We start from the raw sequence: 21,903 nt of genomic DNA, 5'->3' as shown, positions 1-21,903 counted from the left end.
AGTATCAGGACAGTAAAGGGTAATGCTTAAACCACGACACAACGGACACCCCGATGACCGGTCGCGCCATAAAAACTATCGGCTGCGTTTTGCATGGCGCTCCCAGTTCTCCTGTTTTGCCTGCGCGGTTTTCTTCAACGCGACATAACAGGCACCGGCTCCGCCGTCTTTCTGAACAGCAACGCAAAACGCCTGCACGTCGTCGAGCTGCTGCAGCCATTTGGCAATATAACTGCGTACAATATTTGCATGGCTTTCATCTTCCCGACCACGCCCGTGAATGATCAGCAAAGTGCGTAAATTTTCAGCCTGCGCCTGACAGAAAAAAGTGAAAAGTTCCTGACGGCACTGCTCTACTGGCTTGCGCAGCAGGTTCAGGCTGGCTTCCAGCGGATATTTCCCCTGCCGGAGTTTATCCAGCACTCCCTGTTGCACACCGTCGTGTTTGTATTCGAGAGGCTCATCGCAAGGCTGAATATTCAGAAAACCGGTAGTCAGCGGATTCTCACGCACTTCTGACACCGTATCTGCACTCACCTTATGCCCGGAAGCGGAGTTTTTGAGGTAGACCACCCGTTTATCCGACGCCAGTGGCTGTACACCTGCCATCTCCTGACTGAATAAATCACCATCTTCGCTCATCTGATTACCTCTTTTTCAGCGGTGGAACTGCACCAAATTATCGCCATAAACCCGCTGCGGGTAAAGCCGCATGCCTGTGGAACTGCGCCGGTAAAAATTCCGGAAATGGCCTGACAACCGTTAAAACTCATTTTTATATCTATACTTAGCTGCTGGGGAAGAAGTAAACCATTGAGCTTACGCTGACATTCCCTGCCCCAATTGAGGAGAAAAGATGCCTTACCTTGATGATCCCTTGATTATTTTCACTGACCTGGATGGCTCATTGCTTGACCATCATGATTACAGTTGGCAACCCGCGCAGCCCTGGCTGGATAAACTCTCGGCGGCACAGGTTCCGTTAATTTTGACGACCAGCAAAACGTCAGCCGAAGTGGCGGAATTGCAATCTGCCCTGAACCTGACACAACAGCCTTTTATTGCAGAAAATGGCGCAATCATTCACTTGCCGCCTGACTGGCGGGACGAAGCCGCCGTGCCATTTCACATTTCCGGCGCGGGTTATCCTGAGATCCGCCAGATTCTGGTGGCTCTGCGCCAGCGTTATGATTTCGAGTTTCGTGGCTTTGGTGATGTCACGGCCAGGCAGGTTGCCCTGTGGACCGGACTCTCAGAGGAAGAGGCAGCACTGGCGATGCAGCGTGATGCATCTGAACCGCTGCTCTGGTTCGGTAATGATCTGGATTTCGCACGTCTGAAAAAATGTCTGATGCGCGAAGGCCTCTCACTGACACGCGGCGGGCGTTTCTGGCATGTGATGGGAACCGGTGCCGGTAAAGGTCAGGCGGTGCAATGGTTATCAGATCGCTATCAGCAAAAACGCGGTCAGCCGGTGATAAGCATGGGTCTGGGAGATGGTCCGAATGATTTATCAATGCTGGAAGCGGTGAATTATGCCGTGGTGATCAAAGGCCATCATGAGCATGAGATGCCGCTGCAGCGGGAGGATGTGGCACATGTTTTCCGCACTGATGAGCCTGGTCCGCACGGCTGGAGTCAGGGGCTGAATAATTTTATTACCCTTCGTTGACGGTAATACGTAAAAGGCAAATGACTTTATTAATAGATTGTTTTCACATTGTTTAACGTTTTGTGTTTACACAGAAGACTTCCAATAATTTTATCTATTCTAAAATTGGAGAATACCGTATGAGCGATTTTTATCAGGATGGTGTCATTACTAATTTCCATAATCTGACAAACCGTAAAGTTGAAGAACTCGAATACGATTTGCAGGTGTTCTCCGGCCGCCGTTCGATGGGATTAATATTACCGTCATTATTTTCCGAACTGGAAGGCCCGGCGCTGAGCCGTATCGTTGATGAGCTGACGAAAGTCCCCTATCTGGAAGAAATAGTTATTGGATTAGATCGCGCTGACCGCGATCAATTTTTATTTGCCCGCGAATTTTTCTCCCGACTGCCACAACGTCACCGCATTTTATGGAATGACGGTCCGCGCCTGACAGCACTGGATGAAGAGCTGAAGAAAGAAAATCTTTCGCCCAATGAACCCGGTAAAGGTCGTAATGTCTGGTTTTGTGTGGGCTACACGCTGGCCTCACGCCGCACCTCTGTCGTCGGGCTGCATGATTGTGACATTGTCACTTATAGCCGTGAGATGCTGGCGCGTCTGATGTATCCGGTGGCGAATCCGAACTTCCACTACGATTTTTGCAAAGGCTATTATGCCCGTGTGGCAGACGGAAAATTCAACGGTCGTGTCGGCCGCCTGCTGGTCTTCCCGTTGCTGAAATCCCTGCAAATCGTTTACGGCCACTCTGATTTTCTTGAGTATCTGCGTACTTTCCGTTATCCGCTTTCCGGTGAATTCGCGATGCGCACGCATGTTCTGAACGATTTACGTATTCCGAGTGACTGGGGGCTGGAAATTGGCGTGTTGTCAGAATTGCATCGAAATACGGCGACCAAACGTATTTGCCAGGTGGATATCGCCGACAATTACGATCATAAGCACCAGCCGATGTCAGAAGAAGATGCGTCAAATGGTTTACAGCGCATGAGTATTGATATTACCAAAGCGCTGTACCGTAAGATGGCAATTCTGGGTGTCAATATTACCAGTGAGTCTTTCCGGATACTGAAAGCCACTTATTACCGGAATGCGCTGGATATGATTGACGGATTTGAAAATGATGCGCGTATGAACGGTTTGTCTTTTGACCGTCACAGCGAGGAATCGGCAGTAGAATTGTTCTCGGGTGCGATCATGGAAGCAGGTCAGGCTTTTGTGGATACACCGAGCGAAAAACCCTTTATCCCCAGCTGGAGCCGCGTGCAATCAGCCTTCCCTGATATGCTTGACCGCATTCATGAGGCGGTTGAAAAAGATAACGAAGGCGACGTGTAACGCCGTTTCAAACGAATGACCACTGAACGTAAAAACGCGGCAATCGCAGCGTTTTTTATGGGTGAATCTCAGGGTTGTGTTATACGGCGTCTTTTTTTCCGGGGAAAAGTAAGCTGGCAATAATACCTAACGCCAGAACGCCCAGCACCACATAAAGGCTGGCTAATGCGCTGATTTCAATACCATGATGCCACAAGTGATTACTGGCGTTCAGCGCCAGTTTGGCGGCCACGAAGAACAGCAGGAAAATTACTGATTTCTCCAGATGCACCAGATATTTACGCAGCGCTTCCAGCACAAAATACATCGTACGCAGACCGAGAACGGCAAACATCATTGCGGAATACACAATCAGGGGTTCACGACTGACAGCGATCACCGCGGGCACGCTGTCAAAGGCAAACATCAGATCAGAAATTTCCACCACGGCGATGCACAGCAATAACGGCGTTGCATAGCGCATGCCCTTCTTCACGGTAAAACTGAATCCCTGATTTTCAGGCTTTGCCAGTTCAGCTTCTACCTGCTCACTGCTGACCAGAAAATGTGGCCCCACCAGTTTAGGAAATACCGGGAAGAAACGGCGCACCAGTCGGTTGGCAATATGATCAGAGTAATCATCAGTTTCCTCATCATCTTTCCCGGCGCGCATCATCAGAATAGCGGTCCAGAGAATAACCACCGCAAATACCATTTCTACCCAGGGCCCCAGTGCCAGCAAACTGGTACCAATCACCACGAAAATGCCGCGGAAAACAATCGCGCCAATCACCCCCCAGTAAAGAATGCGGTGACGATAGCCATCCGGTACTTTAAACCAGGCGAAAATGGCCATAATCACAAACAGGTTATCAATGGAAAGTACCTGTTCCAGTGCATAACCGGTGAGGAAAAGACTGGCGACTTCCTTCCCGTGGTGAATATATAAAAATCCGGCAAAACTCAGAGAAACAGCGATCCAGAATACGGTCCAGAGGGAGGCACTTATCAGGCCGATAGGCTTATGACTGCGGTGGGCAAAGATGTCGGTCAGCAATGCCGCAACGGCTACAACAATAAAAACGATCGTGGTTTCAAACGGAAACCCCAGAGAATCAGACTGCATTACACCTTTCCTAAAAGTAAACGAAAGCTAAACGAATTAAGGCATTGTAAGCGGTTGTGAGGTGAATGGGTATCAAAGTCGATCCGCCACGGCGTTTTATGCCATAATCCGGAGCGTTTTTTTGCTGCCAGGATTCAAAAAATCTGACCGATACCGCCCCCAGACGGATATTGAAGTTCACATTTCCTCTCTTAAATTGATTCATTCGACTTATTTTCTTAAATCTCAATATTCATTTGCTTAATAAATTGATCCCGCTTTTAAGCTCATTGATTCTCAATTAGCTTTAATTCTTCGTGCAGATCAAAATAATTAGAAAAAAAACCCGTTAAAAAACGGGGTTTTTTAACATTTCGCCCTTTTAGCACCTTACAGCCACTTATCACTCGCTGCAAAAGATGTTAAAATTGACCCATATCAATATTGCCAGAGTGACTCTTATGATCCCGGAAAAGCGTATTATTCGACGTATCCAGTCTGGTGGCTGTGCAATCCATTGTCAGGACTGTAGCATCAGCCAGCTTTGTATTCCTTTCACCCTGAACGAACATGAACTCGATCAGTTAGACAACATTATCGAAAGGAAAAAGCCGATCCAAAAAGGTCAGGCATTGTTTAAAGCCGGTGATGAACTGAAGTCTTTATATGCGATTCGTTCCGGCACCATTAAAAGTTACACCATCACTGAGCAAGGCGATGAGCAAATCACTGGCTTCCACCTCGCGGGCGATTTAGTGGGTTTTGATGCCATTGGTGGTTTACAGCATCCAAGTTTTGCACAAGCATTGGAAACGTCCATGGTTTGTGAAATTCCGTTTGAGACCCTCGACGATCTCTCAGGAAAAATGCCGAATCTGCGCCAGCAAATGATGCGTCTGATGAGCGGTGAGATTAAAGGCGACCAGGATATGATCCTGCTGTTGTCGAAGAAAAATGCGGAAGAAAGACTGGCTGCATTTATCTACAACCTCTCCCGCCGCTTTGCACAACGTGGTTTCTCACAGCGCGAATTCCGCCTGACCATGACCCGTGGCGACATCGGTAATTACCTCGGCCTGACCGTGGAAACCATCAGCCGTTTACTCGGCCGTTTCCAGAAATCAGAAATGTTGAGCGTAAAAGGTAAATATATCACCATTGAGAATCATGAAATGCTTTCTCAGTTAGCCGGTCAGTCGGCCCCGGTTTCTGCCTGATAATTGTGAATCGGATCTGCAAGCAATAATTTGTTGATCCGACTCAATTTCTCCTCTGTCCGATTGCTTAATCTTGGTTTACTCTGTACTTAATACACTGACCGCCGTTCTTTTACAGGTGTTAAGGAGTCCCCATGGCTAAGTATCAGAATTTACTGGTTGCTATAGACCCCAATCAGGATGACCAACCCGCACTGCGTCGTGCCGTTTATCTGGTGCAACGTAATGGCGGCCGTATTAAAGCCTTTCTGTCCATTTATGACTTCTCCTATGAGATGACCACTATGCTGTCGCCAGACGAACGGACCAGTATGCGACAAAGTGTGATCAGCGAACGGGAAGAATGGATTAAAGAACAGTGTCGGTATTATATCGAAGCGGGCATTCCCATTGATATCAAAGTTGTCTGGCATAACAAACCTTTCGAAGCCATTATTCAGGAAGTCGTTTCCTCACATCACGACTTGCTGTTAAAAATGGCCCATCAGCACGATCGCCTTGAGTCAGTTATTTTCACCCCGACAGACTGGAACTTGCTGCGTAAATGTCCGTGTCCGGTGTGGATGGTGAAAGACCAGCCGTGGCCGGAAGGTGGCAAAGCGGTTGTTGCCGTCAACCTTTCCAGCGAAGAGCCTTATCACGATCCGCTCAACATTAAGCTGGTGAAAGAAACTATTGAATTGGCGTCTCACGTTAACCAGACGGAAGTACATCTGGTGGGCGCTTATCCGGTTACCCCTATCAACATTGCTATCGAACTGCCCGATTTTGACCCGAGCGTGTATAACGATGCAATCCGCGGTCAGCATCTGATCGCGATGAAAGCGTTGCGTCAAAAATTCCAGCTGGATGAGAAGTTCACGCATGTGGAAAAAGGTCTGCCCGAAGAAGTCATTCCTGACCTTGCAGAGCATTTGCAGGCGGGTGTCGTTGTTCTCGGCGCTATTGGCCGCACCGGCCTTTCCGCTGCATTTTTAGGTAACACAACCGAGCAGGTGATCGACCATCTGAAATGCGATTTGCTGGCAATCAAACCGGATGATTTCGAATGCCCTATTACGCCCGATGACGAAGAAGATGAAGACGAATAAAATCTGATTCATGCATAAATAAAGGCCAGTCGACTGACTGGCCTTTTTCATTACTGAGGGTGATTACAATGCACGCAGAATTTTCTCTACGCTTTCTTTGGCATCACCAAACAGCATTTGGGTATTTTCTTTGAAGAACAGCGGGTTCTGCACACCGGCATAACCGGTATTCATTGAACGTTTAAATACGATCACGTTCTGCGCTTTCCATACTTCCAGCACTGGCATACCCGCGATCGGACTGCGCGGATCTTCCTGTGCAGCCGGGTTCACGGTGTCATTGGCCCCGATAACCAGCACAACGTCGGTATCGCTGAAATCATCATTGATCTCATCCATTTCCAGCACGATGTCATACGGCACTTTTGCTTCGGCCAGCAATACGTTCATATGTCCCGGCAGTCGTCCTGCAACAGGGTGAATACCGAAACGCACCTTGATACCTTTTGCCCGTAATTTCGCGGTGATGTCATGTACCGGATACTGTGCCTGAGCAACTGCCATTCCGTAGCCAGGAGTAATGATCACTGAACTGGCGTTTTTGAGCATGTCAGCCACTTCTTCCGCGCTGGCTTCGTGATATTCACCCATCTCTTCAGCATCACCGGTAGAAGAACCATCCGTACCGAAGCCGCCTGCAATCACGCTAATGAATGAACGGTTCATGGCTTTACACATGATATAGGAAAGGATCGCACCGGAAGACCCCACCAGCGCACCGGTGACGATCAGCAAGTCGTTGCTGAGCATGAAACCCGCTGCAGCCGCAGCCCAACCGGAATAGGAGTTCAGCATGGAAACCACAACCGGCATATCAGCGCCACCGATTGAGGACACCAGATGCCAGCCAAACGCCAGTGCGATCACGGTCATGATCAGTAATGCGAGAACCTGAAGTCCGATGCTTTCAGTGCGAACAAACATCACCATCAGCAGGAAGGAAACAACCAGCGCCGCCAGATTCAGTTTATGACGGTGTGGCAACGCCAGCGGTTTGGAAGAGATAATCCCCCGCAGTTTGCCAAACGCCACAATCGATCCGGTAAAGGTCACTGCGCCGATGAAGATACCGAGAAACACTTCGGTCAGATGGATATTTTCCATCACGCCTTCCATCGGCACTGCACCATGATCCAGATAGCTGTTAAAGCCTACCAAAACCGCGGCCAGACCCACAAAGCTGTGCAATATCGCCACCAGCTCAGGCATTTCGGTCATTTCGACTTTTCGTGCCAGATAAACCCCAATCGCACCGCCTATCACCATAGCAACGATGATCCAGCCAACATTGCCGGAGTCTGGCCCGAGGATAGTCGCGATTAACGCGATTGCCATCCCGGTAACACCGAAAATATTACCCTGCTTCGATGTCTCATGTTTCGACAGCCCCGCAAGGCTGCAAATAAACAAAATGGCGGCAACAATATATGCTGCTGTTACTAAACCCCCAGACATATGTTACCCCTTAGTTCTTACGAAACATCTTCAGCATGCGCTGAGTGACGGTGAATCCGCCGAAAATATTGATACTGGCAATCAGAACCGCGACGAAGGACAGGAAACTCACCCAACCGCCGTGGCCAATTTGCAGTACGGCACCGACCACGATAATCCCTGAGATGGCGTTAGTGACCGACATCAGCGGAGTATGCAGCGCATGACTGACATTCCACACCACGTAATAACCGACCACGCATGACAACGCGAACACGGTAAAGTGGGAAAGGAACTCTTTCGGAGCCACATTCGCCAGCCAGCCAAACAATACAATCGCTACCGCCATAATGATGAATTTGGTCCACGGCGACGCCGGTTTGGCTTCAACTTTGGCAACCGGTTCTGCGGCTTTCGCAGCCTGAGGCTGAGCAGATACCTGAATCGGCGGTGCAGGCCAGGTGACTTCACCGGATCTGACCACGGTTACGCCGCGCACAACGGTATCCTCGAAATCAATCTCAATTTCACCGTTCTTTTCTTTGCACAGCAGCTTCAACAGGTTAACCAGGTTGGTGCCGTAAAGCTGGGAAGATTGCGTAGGCAGACGACTTGGCAAGTCGGTATAGCCGATAATCTTCACGCCGTTTTCAGTGGTGGTAATTTTGTCGGCGACGGTCAGTTCACAGTTACCCCCGGTCTGAGCAGCCAGATCGACGATCACACTGCCCGGCTTCATGGATGCGACCATCTCCTGGGTAATGAGCTTCGGTGCCGGACGGCCAGGGATCAGCGCCGTCGTAACGATAATGTCCACTTCTTCGGCCTGCGCTGCAAACAGCGCCATTTCCGCTTTAATGAACGCTTCGGACATCACTTTGGCATAACCGTCACCGCTGCCCGCTTCTTCCTCGAAATCCAGCTCGAGGAATTCAGCTCCCATACTCTGGACTTGCTCTTTCACTTCAGGACGGGTATCAAACGCACGGACGATAGCACCGAGGCTACCTGCCGCACCAATAGCAGCCAGACCGGCCACACCGGCGCCGATAATCATCACTTTTGCCGGAGGTACTTTACCCGCAGCGGTGATTTGCCCGGTAAAGAAACGGCCAAATTCGTGCGCCGCTTCAACGATCGCACGATAACCGGCGATGTTAGCCATGGAACTCAGGGCATCGAGGGATTGCGCACGGGAAATTCGTGGCACGGAATCCATAGCCATTGCGGTCACCTGGCGGTCGGCCAGTTTTTGGATCAGCTCAGGGTTTTGCGCAGGCCAGATAAAGCTGACTAACGTGGTGCCTGCCTGTAATTTATCGATTTCATCGTTTTCAGGCGCATTCACCTTCAACACGATATCGGATTGCCATACATCATCGCCACTGACGACCGTCGCTCCCGCTTGTTCATACGCAGAGTCTTCAAAGCTGGCTAACTTACCGGCCCCCTGTTCGATAGCGACCGTAAAGCCAAGCTTCAGCAACTGTTCCACCGTTTTCGGTGTAGCTGCGACCCTGGCTTCATTGGTCAACCGCTCTCTTGGTACACCAATACGCATAATTTATTCCCTTCACCCTTTTCATTGATGATTTTGTCATCGACATAACAAATCACGTACAAGCCTGTCGGTTAATAGCCGTCACCGAATTTTATTTTTTCAGGCTGGTTATAACCTACTGAATATCTAATCAATAATCTACGTATCACAGTGATAGACAGGTAATTAATAATAAAAAAATTGATATAGTCCGCAAACCTGCTGCAAACCTTGAGAACCAAGCCTTTAATCCACCTTATAACGCGCATAACGCCGGATCAATCACTCAGCTCCCCCCTTCCTTAACCCGCTCATGGTGGGCATAGAAGTTAGAAAATAGTGAATAATTAACATTTATTTCACTACCTGGATTATTCAACAAACTTATATACGTTATGTGTAGTGAAAAAAGTAATGTGATATGTCGTACGTGCTCGCATTATTGCCATAAATTGCTGAGACACTCGGCATTGTTACATGCAATAATCGGCCGCTAACCTGTTACACATCAAAAATTCAGCACGTTTCAACATTACTGCGCAAGGTGAAAGGATTTTTATGAAGCTGACAAAAACGATCATCGCATCGGCCCTGTTTTCTGTTTCTGCGCTGTCTGCTGCACATGCCGCGCAGGAAATTAGCCCGCAGAAAGCAGCAGCCATCAAGCCTTTTGATCGCATTGTTATTACCGGGCGGTTCAACACGCTGGGCGACGCCGCTGACGCCGTTTCCCGCCGTGCCGATACGCTGGGTGCAGATTATTTTTATATTCAGGATACCAACAGCACTAACAATAGCGGCAACTGGCGCGTAGTTGCAGACATCTATAAAAAAGATGCGCCAGAAATCAGCAAAGATCCGCACTATCGTGTTATCAACGGGGTGGTTGAATTGCCTAAAGACGTTGCTTACGGCCTCGAACCTTTCGATACCGTCACAGTTAACGGTTTCTACCGCAGCCAGCCAGACGTCAATGATGCCATTACGAAAGCAGCGAAAGAAAAAGGGGCATATTCCTTCTTCATCGTTCGCCAGATTGATGCCAACAGCGGCGGCAATCAGTACATCACTGCATTTATTTACAAGAAAGATGCGCAAAAGCGTGTTGTCCAGTCTCCGGATGCTATCCCTGCTGATTCTGAAGCCGGTAAAGCAGCACTGGCAGCAGGCGGTGCAGCAGCAGCCAGGGTTGAGATCCCCGGCGTGGCTTCCTCTGGTAGCCCAAGCCGTGATGTCGGCCGTTTCTTTGAAACACAATCCTCAACCGGTCAGCGCTACACGGTGACTGCTACTAACGGTGCTAAGATTCAGGAAGTGAATGACGTGACCGCTGCTCAGATGGTTCCGTTTGATTCCACCACTTTCACCGGCCACTTCAACAGCACCACGGATGTTTCGCAAGAAGTCGCGAACCGTGCAGCGGCCAAAGGCGCCAAGTTCTACCACATTACCCGCCAGTGGCAGAACAAAAGCGGCGGCAACCTGACTGTGAGCGCAGACTTCTTCAAATAAGTCTGAATAACAGCAGCAAAAAGGCAGCCCCGGTGGCTGCCTTTTCTTTTTTTACCGCGAGAACCTTTCTGGTCAGATTAGCTTCCCCAGGTACGCTCCAGCACGTTCACCCAGTTTTTATAGCAGATTTTTTCCAGCAGTTCCTTGCCGTAGCCCGCTTTGCGCAACGCTTCAACCAGCACCGGTAACCCGCGCACATCTTTTAAAAACGGCGCCATTGAAGCTCCGTCAAAGTCCGATCCCAATCCGACCCCGTCCTCACCCAGGTGTTCAAGCAGATAATCCACGTGACGCACCATGATATCGGTGCCGGTATCATCGCTGCGCTTGCCATCTTCGCGCAGGAATGGCACCGCAAAGTTCAGCCCGACGAACCCCTGGCTTTCTCTGATTGCTCCCAGTTGTTGATCGGTCAGGTTACGTGACTGCGGGCAGATGCTGAATGCATTGGAATGGCTCGCCACCAGCGGCGCATCACTTAACTCAGCCACCTGCCAGAACCCTTTTTCGTTGAGATGAGAGAGATCAATCATGATGCGTTTCTGGTTACAGGCTTTCACCAGACGCACCCCCGCCTCCGTCAGCCCCGGCCCGGTATCCGGTGAGGTTTGATATTTAAACGGGACACCCTCACCGAAAATGTTAGGCCGGCTCCATACCGGCCCCAGAGAACGCAACCCCATGCTGTAAAGCACATCGAGATTATACAACTCCTCATCAATCGCCTCGGCGCCCTCAATATGCATAACCACTGCTAATGCATGATTATCCATTGACTGTCTGATCTCCTGCGCAGTGCGGCAAATTTTCACCTTCCCCTGCGACTGCGCTTCGATTCTCAGCAGGAATGCCATCATGCCAAATGTGACATCACGTGCAAAATCGAAAGAAGGTGTCGGGGAAAAATCAGGATGTTTTTGAGTACCTTCCGGCAGAAAACGCGTATCCACTGAACGATCCGGCACGCTATTTGCTAGATCAACATCAGGAGTCGGCACCCAGGCGGCGAAAAGCCCGCCAGCAAAGCCTGCTTCACGACAGCGCGGCAGGTCCAGTTGCCCGCTGGCGGGTCCCTGAAGGAATGCACGCTCAGGATCCTGGCGATGTGCTGTCCAAAGCTGCAGCAACACATCGTTATGTCCATCAAAAACCGGCATTAATTCTTCAGTTCCGTGCGCTACGTTATTCATAAAAAGCTCTACCTTTGATTAAGCATGACTAAGACAACGGAGATTTGTTCGTGCGGGGTGCAGTAAGACCGTCATGCTGCACCAGCGTTGAACAAAGACAGTACGCTTCAAATGCGTTTTCGATATGAGATGTCGACGACGTGTTTTTCATTTAAGCCCGTTGCCCGGAATTAAGTCAAGGGTATGGCACTGTAATTTTTAATTTTACTTTTATATATCAATCTCATGGGAGTAGTTATGGTTACCAGGCGTCAATTTGTTACCGGTTTTTCCGCAATACCTGTGCTGTCCTACCTGAAGTTTGATGCCGTGTTTGCTGCCACTCCGGCATCAATACTGGTCATGGCCATTCAGCTCGACATCGTTACCAGCCTTGATCCGCATGAAAGCTTCGAATCCGTGGGCAGTGAAATTACCGGCAATATGTATCAGCAACTGGTGAAACCTAAACTGGCGTCCCCTGATGAAATCGAAGGTGATCTGGCTGTTTCATGGGCCGCTTCTGACGACAAAAAAACCTTTACCTTCAAGCTGGATCCGAAAGCCAAATGGGCCGATGGCAAACCGGTCACCGCAGAAGACGCCGCTTTCTCCCTGCAACGCGTGGTAAAACTTGATAAGAGCCCGGCCTATATTATTAACCAGTTTGGTTACACCAAAGATAACGTCGAAAGCCTGATCACCGCCCCTGACGCCGAAACGCTGGTGATTAAAACCGCTGAACCGGCATCTGAATCTTTCCTGCTATATTGCCTGACCGCCAACGTCGGCAGCATCGTGCAAAAATCTGCCTGTCTGGCGAATCAGGTTGGAGATGATCTGGGTAACGGATGGCTGAAGAAAAACAGTGCCGGTTCAGGTGCGTTCAAACTGCGCGACTGGAAAGTCAGCGAATCTGTGATTCTGGAAAGCAACAAAAACAACCCGCACGCGGGCAAGATCCAGCGCATCATTATGCGTCATATCATTGACCCTTCCGCACAGTTACTGATGCTGCAAAAAGGCGATGTGGATATCGCCCGGAACCTCACCACTGAACAGTTACGTCCACTGATCAACGACAAAAACTTCACGCTGGTACAAAAAGGTATCGCCGGTACCTTTATGCTGTCTGCCAATACCGCACATCCGAATCTGGCTAAACCGCAGGTCTGGCAGGCGATCAAATGGGCCATCGATTATGAGAATATCCAGCAGCATATCGTGCCGCTGACGCATAAAATCCATCAGAGCTTCCTGCCGGAAGGTTTCCCGGCGGCAGTGAATACCATCATGTACAAACGTGATGTGGCTAAAGCCAAAGCGTTGCTGGCCGAAGCCGGTTTCCCTAACGGTTTTGAAATTACATTAGATCACTACTCCGCCTCCCCCTCTTCTGACATTGTGCAGGCATTGCAGTCAAACCTCGCGGAAGTCGGGATTAAAGTCACGCTGCTGGCAGCGGAAAGTCGTCAGGTCCTGACCAAAATGCGTGCGCGTCAGCAACAACTGGCGATGACCCAATGGGGCGCGGACTACTTTGACCCTAACTCTAACGCCGAAGCCTTCTGCAGCAATCCCGATAATACCGACAAAGCCAAGAGTCGCACACTGGCATGGCGCTGCAGCTGGCAGGATAAAGAAATTTCAGATCTCAGCACCAAAGCGCTGAAAGAATCGGATCCGGCCACCCGCATCAAGCTGTATGAAGAATTGCAGACCAGACATATGGAAAACAGCCCGTTTGCCATCATGCTGCAACCGACCATGACCGCCGCCTGCCGCAACGTGATTTCCGGCGTGGTATTAACTGTAATGAGCACCAGCCCCTACGAGAAGGTTGTTAAAGCGTGAGCAAGAGACTCAAAGGATTTCTGAGTACCTGCATCAGCGTTTGTCTTACTTTGTTTGGTCTGTCGGTAGTGACTTTTTTCATTGGTCGCGTCATGCCGACGGACCCGGTTCTGGCTGCGGTTGGCGATAACGCCCCGCAGGCAGTCGTCGAACGGGTTCGTCATGAAATGGGGCTGGATCAGCCCCTCTGGTTGCAGTTTTTCCATTATCTCAGTCAGGTATTCCACGGTGATTTAGGGCGCTCCGCCCTGACCTCCAATCTGGTCACTACGGACATCGCCCGTTTTTTCCCCGCCACGCTGGAGCTGGCCACAGCGGCGATCATTATCGCCGCCATTGTCGGTATTCCGCTGGGTGTCTGGGCCGCTACCCGTCAGGGAAGCTGGATTGATCAGACTATCCGCGTGGTCTGTCTGGCAGGTCACTCGCTGCCGGTTTTCGTGCTGGCCCTGCTCAGCCTGCTGATTTTCTACTCCGCGCTGGGTATCGCGCCGGGACCGGGGCGCCAGGACATCATCTATCAGGATATGATCCCACAGGTGACCGGTTTACTGACGGTCGATTCCCTGCTGGCGGGTGATATGGGCGCATTTTGGGACGCGCTCGCTCATATGGTGCAGCCGGTTCTGATCCTCGCGTATTTCAGCATGGCCTACATTACCCGCATGACCCGCACTTTTATGCTCAACGCGTTGGGCGGCGAATACGTGATCACCGCCCGCGCCAAAGGCCTCCCGGCGCGACGGGTTATCTGGAAACATGCATTCCCCACCGTCGGCGTACAATTGATCACCGTGCTGGCCCTGACGTATGCAGGTTTGCTGGAAGGTGCCGTGGTCACAGAAAACGTCTTCTCCTGGCCGGGTCTTGGACAATATCTCACCGTGTCGCTGATGAACGCGGATATGAATCCGGTGATCGGCTCAACGTTGCTGATTGGCGCGATTTATGTGCTGCTCAACCTGCTGGCTGACCTTCTCTACCGACTATTGGATCCCCGCGTAAAATGAGCACTCTTCCTGTCACACCTCAACCCCGCGCGGGCAGCCGCGCCTGGCTGCTGGCGGATACGCCGCACACCCGTACGCAAGCCGTCTGGGGCCGCCGTTACCGTATCTGGCTTGGCCTGCGTAAAAATCCTCTGGCAGTCACCGGCCTGTTCACCGTACTGCTTGTCTTGCTGGTTTCCCTCTGCGCCCCCTGGCTGACCAGTTATGACCCAGGTGTACAAGACCTGGCGCACCGTCTGGCGAAACCCTCTTCCCTGCACTGGCTGGGCACCGATGAACTGGGCCGCGACACCCTGAGCCGCATTCTTTATGGTGGCCGGATTACGCTCGGTATGGTGATCGTGGTAGTCGCGATCGTCGCCCCGTTAGGCTTGCTGATCGGTTGCGTGGCGGGTTATGCCGGCGGTTTACTCGATCGCATCCTGATGCGCATCACCGACATCTTTCTGGCCTTCCCGCGCCTGATTCTGGCACTGGCCTTTGTAGCTGCGCTGAAACCCGGTATCGAAAGCGCCATTCTGGCTATCGCCCTCACGGCCTGGCCACCGTATGCCCGTCTTGCGCGCGCGGAAACCATGCAGGTGCGCGGCACGGATTACATTGCCGCCTGCCGTCTGACCGGTGCGACACCAGCCCGCATCGTGCTGCACCATATTATGCCGCTGTGTGTGCCGAGCCTGGTAGTGCGTATCACACTCGACATGAGTTCGATTATTATCACTGCCGCCAGTCTGGGCTTTTTAGGCATGGGCGCTCAGCCGCCATCACCGGAATGGGGCGCGATGATTGCCACTGCCCGCCGGTTCCTGTTCAGTGAATGGTGGGTACCGTTAATTCCGGCCATAGCCATTTTTGTGACCTCTCTGGCGTTTAACTTCCTCGGCGACGGGCTGCGTGACGTTCTCGATCCTAAGGAGCAATGATGCTGGTTGATATTAAAGACTTGCATATTACATTTCAGACCAACAGCGGCAGTTTCGACGCCGTTCGCGGCGTATCGCTGTCATTGGGCAAGGAGAAATTTGGGATCGTGGGCGAAAGTGGCTCCGGTAAATCCCTGACAGCACGTTGCCTGATGAACCTTCTGCCTTCCGCTGCAAAGTGCCGCGCCGAAACGCTGTCTTTCGACGGCATCGATCTGCGCAATGCCAGCGAAAAGCAAATGCGTCAGATCCGCGGCAAGCGCGTGGGTTTCATTTTGCAGGATCCGAAGTATTCATTGAATCCGGTGATGCCGATTGGTAAACAGGTGGCAGAAGCCTGGCAAACACATAAAGGAGGCTCGAAAAAACAGGCGATGAATGCCGCCATAGAACTGCTCGATCAGGTGCGTATCCGTGATCCGCACAAAGTCGCGGGCCGTTATGCACATGAAGTCTCCGGCGGCATGGGCCAGCGCGTGATGATTGCCATGATGCTGGCACCGGATCCGGAGCTGATGATTGCCGATGAACCGACCAGCGCACTGGATGCCACCGTGCAGGCTGAGATTTTGCGTCTGCTGGATGACCTGGTGTCCAGTCGTGGTATGGGGCTGATTCTGATCAGCCATGATTTACCTCTGGTGTCGAAATTCTGCGACCGCGTGGCCGTCATGTACGCCGGGCGTATTGTCGAAACGTTACAGGCGGGTGATTTGCTCAAAGCACAACATCCTTACACGCGCGGACTGCTGGAATGTCTGCCGTCGCTCAAACATCCGCGGGACAGACTGCCGGTGCTGGTACGTGACGAAGCATGGAAAACCTCATGACAGTAGAATCCCCCCCTTTAGATAACAGCAAAATTATCCTCAATAACCTGCGCATCGCGTTCGGCGATACCGAGGTGGTGAAAGGCGTGAGTTTCAGTGTCGCACCCGGCGAATGTTTCGGCATCGTAGGAGAAAGCGGTTCGGGCAAATCCACAATTTTGCGCGCGCTGGCCGGGTTAAATCAGGCATGGTCCGGTGGGATGACCATTGGCGGCGAAGACCAGGTGCCGGTGCGTCAGAAACGCTTTTTCCGCCGCGTACAGATGGTATTTCAGGATCCGTACGGCTCGCTGCACCCGCGCCAGACCATTGACCGCATCCTCAGCGAACCGTTGATCGTGCACGGGTTTCTGAATATCGAAAAACGCATAACTGATGCGCTGGCTGAAGTCGGCCTGCCACAGGCGGTGCGTTTTCGCTTCCCGCATCAGCTTTCCGGCGGCCAACGCCAGCGGGTCGCTATCGCGCGGGCGATGATTTCAGAACCGGAAATTTTACTGCTCGATGAACCGACCTCGGCGCTGGATGTTTCAGTGCAGGCTGAGATCCTCAATCTGCTAAGCGACCTGCGTGAGCGCCGCAAACTGACTTATATTCTGGTCAGTCACAATCTGGCCGTCGTAACGCATCTTTGCACCAGCATTGGCGTGATGATTGGTGGTGAAATGGTCGAACTTCTGAGCGCGGACGATTTACGGATGGGCAACGTCAGCCATCCGCATACCGCTGAGTTGCGATCGTTAAGTCTCAGTTTAGAGGAACCCGAATAAACCTTCCTGCACGGAAGGTTTATGGATTTCACGGGCGGCCCACTTTTTCACTGAAAGATAGTCAGGAGACATTAATGACATCCACCGCACAGTCTGCATTACAGTGGCAGGCGGCTGAAGAAACAGCAAAGCGTATCACCCGGAACTGGGATAAACCCGGTGAACCGGGGGGTGCAATCACCCTTTTCGACAGTAAAGCTCTCCGTGGTTTCGCGACCGGCGGACTGGCAAATCTCAGCACCTCAATACCTTTTAGTATCGATTCTGTTGTCCGCTATGCCTCAGTCACGAAACATATTTTTTCCACCCTGGCTTTGCTGAAAAGCCATGCCGGTCTGTCGGCGAGTGATACCCTCGGCCAATATTTACCGCAACTGAAAGCGCCGATGTCTCGGGTCACTGTCGGGCAGGCGCTGGACATGACAGGCGGTTTGCCGGACGTGCGGGAAACCCTCTCTCTGCTGGGCATTTCGGTTTACAACGTCAGCGAAGCCGCTGCCATTATGGAATTTCTGGCGCAGGACGGCGCGCTGAACTTCAAGGCAGGTACTGAAATTTCCTACAGCAATACCGGTTACCGGCTGGTAGAAGAGATCCTCAAACAACAAGGCATTTTGTTTGAGGATCTGCTGCAAAAGCATATCGCGCAGCCGCTGGGTATCGTCTTTCATGCCCCGGAAACCTGGTTCGATATCGTCCCGGATCTGGTCCCCGGTTACTGGCAGGACACAACAGGCTGGAAAACAGCTGTCGCGGGTTTGCATTTGTCCGCATCCGGCAGCCTCACCGGCAGCCTGCGTTCGCTTTCAGTGTGGCTGCAAAGCCTGCTTTCACAAAGCGGACCCGGTGCGGGCGTACTGAAAACACTGACAGAACCACGCTATTTGCATGGCAATATTCCCTCCGCTTACGGACTGGGCATCACCTCGACACAAATCGGTGAACATAGGGTTTACGGCCACGGGGGTTCCCATGCCGGTTATAAAACCTATTTCCTGCTCCATCCTGAGCTTGACGCAGGCATTGCGCTGGTCTCTAACCGCGAAGACACCACGGCCTTTACCCACGCGCTGGACGTCATGTCGTCACTGTTAGCGACGCCGCTTCCGGCACGCAGTCATGCTTTGCCGGATGGCTTATATTCCAGCGCGGCTGAGCCTTACTGGTTGAAAGTGAGCAACGGCACTGCCAGTTATCTCGGTTCAGCGGATAATTTGTATCAGGGCGCGGATGTCGACGAAGCCATCACGCTTTCCGCGCATATGCCGATGCGTCTGCGCTGGAACGGCACCGCCATTCAGGGTGAGATCGGCCATGCACCACGTTATTTCACTCCCGTGGAACCCAACGATTGCCTGAAAATGGTACAGGGACGCTGGTATCATCCTCAATCGAAAGCCGCCTTTGATATTGAAGGCGATCAATTGCTTATCGGTGTCGGCACGTTACGCGCCAGTGGTCAGCTGACTTCGCTGGGTGCGGGACGCTTACTGGTGGAACTTCCTGACGGTCCGTGGAAGAAAAACTTCTGTCTGTATTTCCAGGGCTACACGGTAAAACTCATCTCCAACCGTAGCCGTGTATTGAATTTCCGCCGTGATGAGTGCCGCAGCACCTGGCATCCGGGAACATAACTTCTGTACAATCATCCTGCAGAACGCCCCCGGAGCACGTCTGGTGGCGTTTTTTTCATGCCAAGCTTGATTTATGTCTGCGCGATGCGGGCCTGAAAGGCGTAGGCTACTCTTTTTCCGGTGAAGGAGTACCGGGTTCATATCCATTTTTCTGTCAGGTGATTTACATCCTATGAATACTTCAGGAAGACGCCATATCAGGCCTTTCAGCGCACTGATAGACGCCTGTTTTCGTGAAAAATATACGCTTCAACGTTTACTCAACGATGCCATTGCCGGCGTCACTGTGGGGATCATCGCCATCCCGCTGGCAATGGCACTGGCAATTGCCAGCGGTGTACCACCGCAATACGGGCTGTATACATCGGCCATTGCAGGGATTGTCATCGCTGTTTTCGGTGGCTCGCGCTTCAGTGTTTCGGGCCCGACGGCGGCGTTTGTTGTTATTCTTTACCCTGTGTCGCAACAGTTCGGCTTGTCCGGTTTATTGCTGGCTACGCTGATGTCAGGTTTCATGCTTCTTCTCATGGGGATGGCGCGTTTTGGCAGGCTGATTGAATACATCCCGCTGCCTGTCACCCTCGGCTTCACCTCCGGTATTGCGATCACCATCGGTACCATGCAGTTCAAAGATTTCTTTGGTCTGACGATGGCGACAGTGCCGGAACATTATCTGAGTAAAGTGGCGGCGCTGGTAATGGCGCTGCCCACGCTGGATATTGGCGATGCCGCCACAGGCATTGTGACTCTTGGTATATTAATCTTCTGGCCAAAACTGGGATTGCGTGTGCCCGGCCATCTTCCGGCTTTGCTGGCTGGTTGTGCGGTGATGGCAATTTTCATGCAGGCAGGACACCCGATTGCCACCATAGGTTCACGCTTTCATTTCCTGCTGCCTGACGGTTCGCAGGGCAACGGTATTCCGTCAATTCTGCCGCAGTTCACCCTGCCGTGGACACAAAACGGCGGCGGGGGTCTGAGCTGGACGCTGGTGCAGGCGCTGTTACCGGCAGCGTTCTCAATGGCAATGCTGGGCGCGATTGAATCACTGCTGTGCGCCGTCGTGCTTGATGGCATGACCGGCAAAAAACACCATTCGGATAATGAACTGATCGGTCAGGGTATCGGCAATATGATCAGCCCCTTTTTTGGCGGCATCACCGCCACAGCGGCAATTGCACGTTCTGCGGCTAACGTTCGCGCGGGTGCAACCTCTCCGGTTTCTGCCATTATTCACTCGCTGCTGGTGATCCTCGCGCTGCTCATTCTGGCACCCCTGCTTTCCTGGCTGCCGCTGGCGGCGATGGCGGCGCTGTTGCTGATGGTGGCATGGAATATGAGCGAAGCGCATAAAGTGGTGGATTTACTGCGCCGCGCGCCAAAAGACGACATTCTGGTGATGCTGACCTGTATGAGCCTGACGGTGCTGTTCGACATGGTGATCGCAATTACTGCGGGTATCGTGATGGCGTCGCTGCTGTTTATGCGCCGTATTGCCAAACTCACCCGCCTGACCGAAGTCCTGTCCGAAACTCCCGAAGATGCGCTGGTTCTGCGGATCAATGGCCCGCTGTTCTTTGCTGCGGCGGAACGTATCTTCAGTGAATTGCAGGTACGCAGTGAAGGTAAGAAAGTCATCGTTCTGGTGTGGGATCGTGTGGCCGTGCTCGATGCCGGTGGCGTCAGTGCATTACGCCATTTCATCAATACCCTGCCGCCGGGCACGGAACTGCGAATCGCAGAGATCCCTTTCCAGCCGCTGAAAACACTCGCCCGCGCGAGAATGCAACCGGTTGAAGGCAAGCTAAGTTTCCACAGCTCCTTACAGGATGCGTTATAGCTCTGCGCGGTAAACGACAAAGGCGACCGGAGGTCGCCTTTGTTTTATCTGCACATTGTCAGTTATTTACTGGTATCGAGCGCCGGGAAGCTTTTCACCAGATCGTCGATGGCTTTCATCTGGACCAGGAAAGGTTCCAGTTTATCCAGCGGCAATGCTGACGGACCGTCGCATTTTGCATGAGCCGGATCTTCATGAGCTTCAATGAACAGACCGGCGATGCCTACCGCCATACCGGCACGCGCAAGTTCAGCGACCTGAGCACGACGACCACCCGAAGCCGCACCGAACGGATCACGGGTTTGCAGTGCGTGCGTCACGTCGAAGATCACCGGATGGCCGCCAGTGGCATTGATCATCACATTCATGCCCAACATGTCGACAACCAGGTTGTCATAACCAAAGTTGCTGCCGCGATCGCACAAAATCACCTGATCGTTGCCGCCTTCTTTGAATTTATCGACGATGTTACCCATCTGTCCCGGGCTGACGAACTGTGGTTTTTTCACATTAATTACTGCACCGGTTTTCGCCATCGCTTCAACCAGATCGGTCTGACGCGCCAGGAAGGCCGGTAACTGAATCACATCAACCACTTCAGATACAGGCTGTGCTTGCCAGGATTCATGCACGTCGGTGATGATTTTCACGCCGAATGCTTTTTTCAGCTCCTGGAAAATTTTCATGCCTTCATCCAGGCCCGGGCCACGGTAGGAATGAATAGATGAGCGGTTGGCTTTATCGAAAGACGCCTTGAATACGTAAGGAATGCCGAGTTTCTGCGTCACAGTGACGTAATGCTCACATACACGCATCGCCATATCGCGCGATTCGAGTACATTCATTCCGCCGAACAATACAAACGGCAGATCATTGGCGACTTTGATGTCCTGAATGCTAACCACTTTATGTTTCATGCTTTGGCCTTTTTAGTGATAAATCTTTCATCCGGAAGTTACATAACGGATTGTTCTGGAACGGCA

At 51.8% G+C, this 21,903-nt stretch carries 18 protein-coding genes; 12 read left to right on the top strand and 6 right to left on the bottom strand.

The window, feature by feature from the left end:
- Positions 1-75 precede the first annotated feature (75 nt).
- On the bottom strand, positions 76-642 hold the full coding sequence (gene smrA, locus EVX52_RS04540) for a DNA endonuclease SmrA (protein ID WP_129990700.1): 567 nt from the start codon (positions 640-642) through the stop codon (positions 76-78).
- A gap of 214 nt (positions 643-856) precedes the next feature.
- On the opposite strand from smrA, the gene EVX52_RS04535 reads away from it, so the two are divergent.
- Positions 857-1,672 (top strand): mannosyl-3-phosphoglycerate phosphatase-related protein, encoded by an 816-nt coding sequence (locus EVX52_RS04535; RefSeq protein WP_129990699.1) that lies wholly within the window; start codon positions 857-859, stop codon positions 1,670-1,672.
- Between the two features lie 119 nt (positions 1,673-1,791).
- Complete coding sequence (locus EVX52_RS04530) at positions 1,792-3,012, top strand: glycosyl transferase (protein WP_129951325.1); 1,221 nt, start codon at positions 1,792-1,794, stop codon at positions 3,010-3,012.
- 79 nt (positions 3,013-3,091) lie between these two features.
- On the opposite strand, the gene EVX52_RS04525 is transcribed toward EVX52_RS04530, so the two are convergent.
- Entirely contained in the window at positions 3,092-4,117 is a 1,026-nt protein-coding gene (locus tag EVX52_RS04525; protein ID WP_129990698.1) for a TerC/Alx family metal homeostasis membrane protein, read from the bottom strand.
- 440 nt (positions 4,118-4,557) lie between these two features.
- Here EVX52_RS04525 and EVX52_RS04520 point away from each other — a divergent pair, with 440 nt between their 5' ends.
- Positions 4,558-5,313, top strand: coding sequence for an FNR family transcription factor (locus tag EVX52_RS04520; RefSeq protein WP_013575564.1), 756 nt, complete (start codon positions 4,558-4,560; stop codon positions 5,311-5,313).
- Positions 5,314-5,447: 134 nt separating this feature from the next.
- Positions 5,448-6,404: a universal stress protein UspE gene (gene uspE, locus EVX52_RS04515; protein ID WP_129951327.1), complete on the top strand. Its 957-nt coding sequence runs from the start codon at positions 5,448-5,450 to the stop codon at positions 6,402-6,404.
- Between the two features lie 63 nt (positions 6,405-6,467).
- Here uspE and pntB read toward each other — a convergent pair whose 3' ends face one another.
- Complete coding sequence (gene pntB, locus EVX52_RS04510) at positions 6,468-7,859, bottom strand: Re/Si-specific NAD(P)(+) transhydrogenase subunit beta (RefSeq protein ID WP_129951328.1); 1,392 nt, start codon at positions 7,857-7,859, stop codon at positions 6,468-6,470.
- Between the two features lie 10 nt (positions 7,860-7,869).
- The gene (gene pntA / locus EVX52_RS04505) at positions 7,870-9,399 is read right to left on the bottom strand and encodes a Re/Si-specific NAD(P)(+) transhydrogenase subunit alpha (RefSeq protein WP_129951329.1); all 1,530 of its coding nucleotides are present in this window, start codon (positions 9,397-9,399) and stop codon (positions 7,870-7,872) included.
- Between the two features lie 537 nt (positions 9,400-9,936).
- Here pntA and ydgH point away from each other — a divergent pair.
- Complete coding sequence (ydgH, locus tag EVX52_RS04500) at positions 9,937-10,890, top strand: DUF1471 family protein YdgH (protein ID WP_129951330.1); 954 nt, start codon at positions 9,937-9,939, stop codon at positions 10,888-10,890.
- A gap of 77 nt (positions 10,891-10,967) precedes the next feature.
- On the opposite strand, the gene EVX52_RS04495 is transcribed toward ydgH, so the two are convergent.
- Complete coding sequence (locus tag EVX52_RS04495) at positions 10,968-12,080, bottom strand: dipeptidase (protein ID WP_129951331.1); 1,113 nt, start codon at positions 12,078-12,080, stop codon at positions 10,968-10,970.
- 237 nt (positions 12,081-12,317) lie between these two features.
- Here EVX52_RS04495 and EVX52_RS04490 point away from each other — a divergent pair, with 237 nt between their 5' ends.
- The 7 genes from EVX52_RS04490 to dauA all read left to right on the top strand — a co-directional run bounded on the left by EVX52_RS04490 (position 12,318) and on the right by dauA (position 20,920).
- Positions 12,318-13,913 (top strand): ABC transporter substrate-binding protein, encoded by a 1,596-nt coding sequence (locus EVX52_RS04490; RefSeq protein ID WP_129951332.1) that lies wholly within the window; start codon positions 12,318-12,320, stop codon positions 13,911-13,913.
- The gene (locus EVX52_RS04485) at positions 13,910-14,923 is read left to right on the top strand and encodes an ABC transporter permease (protein ID WP_129951333.1); all 1,014 of its coding nucleotides are present in this window, start codon (positions 13,910-13,912) and stop codon (positions 14,921-14,923) included. Before EVX52_RS04490 ends, EVX52_RS04485 begins: the two co-directional genes overlap by 4 nt.
- Positions 14,920-15,846, top strand: a complete 927-nt coding sequence (locus tag EVX52_RS04480) for an ABC transporter permease (RefSeq protein ID WP_129951334.1) — start codon at positions 14,920-14,922, stop codon at positions 15,844-15,846. Before EVX52_RS04485 ends, EVX52_RS04480 begins: the two co-directional genes overlap by 4 nt.
- On the top strand, positions 15,846-16,676 hold the full coding sequence (locus EVX52_RS04475) for an ABC transporter ATP-binding protein (RefSeq protein WP_129990907.1): 831 nt from the start codon (positions 15,846-15,848) through the stop codon (positions 16,674-16,676). Before EVX52_RS04480 ends, EVX52_RS04475 begins: the two co-directional genes overlap by 1 nt.
- Positions 16,673-17,446, top strand: coding sequence for an ABC transporter ATP-binding protein (locus EVX52_RS04470; protein ID WP_129951335.1), 774 nt, complete (start codon positions 16,673-16,675; stop codon positions 17,444-17,446). The genes EVX52_RS04475 and EVX52_RS04470 overlap by 4 nt, the downstream gene beginning before the upstream one ends.
- A gap of 74 nt (positions 17,447-17,520) precedes the next feature.
- Positions 17,521-19,080, top strand: coding sequence for a serine hydrolase (locus EVX52_RS04465; RefSeq protein WP_129990697.1), 1,560 nt, complete (start codon positions 17,521-17,523; stop codon positions 19,078-19,080).
- A 172-nt stretch (positions 19,081-19,252) separates the two neighbouring features.
- Entirely contained in the window at positions 19,253-20,920 is a 1,668-nt protein-coding gene (gene dauA / locus EVX52_RS04460) for a C4-dicarboxylic acid transporter DauA (RefSeq protein WP_129951337.1), read from the top strand.
- A gap of 62 nt (positions 20,921-20,982) precedes the next feature.
- On the opposite strand, the gene kdsA is transcribed toward dauA, so the two are convergent.
- Positions 20,983-21,837, bottom strand: coding sequence for a 3-deoxy-8-phosphooctulonate synthase (gene kdsA, locus EVX52_RS04455; protein ID WP_015689950.1), 855 nt, complete (start codon positions 21,835-21,837; stop codon positions 20,983-20,985).
- Positions 21,838-21,903: the final 66 nt, after the last annotated feature.

The sequence above is a fragment of the Rahnella sp. CFA14(1/10) genome (genome assembly GCF_004195095.1).
GTDB classification, from domain to species: Bacteria; Pseudomonadota; Gammaproteobacteria; order Enterobacterales; family Enterobacteriaceae; genus Rahnella; species Rahnella perminowiae.
The sequence above is the reverse complement of the archived record's forward strand: the minus strand, read 5'-3'. Positions and strand labels throughout refer to the sequence as shown.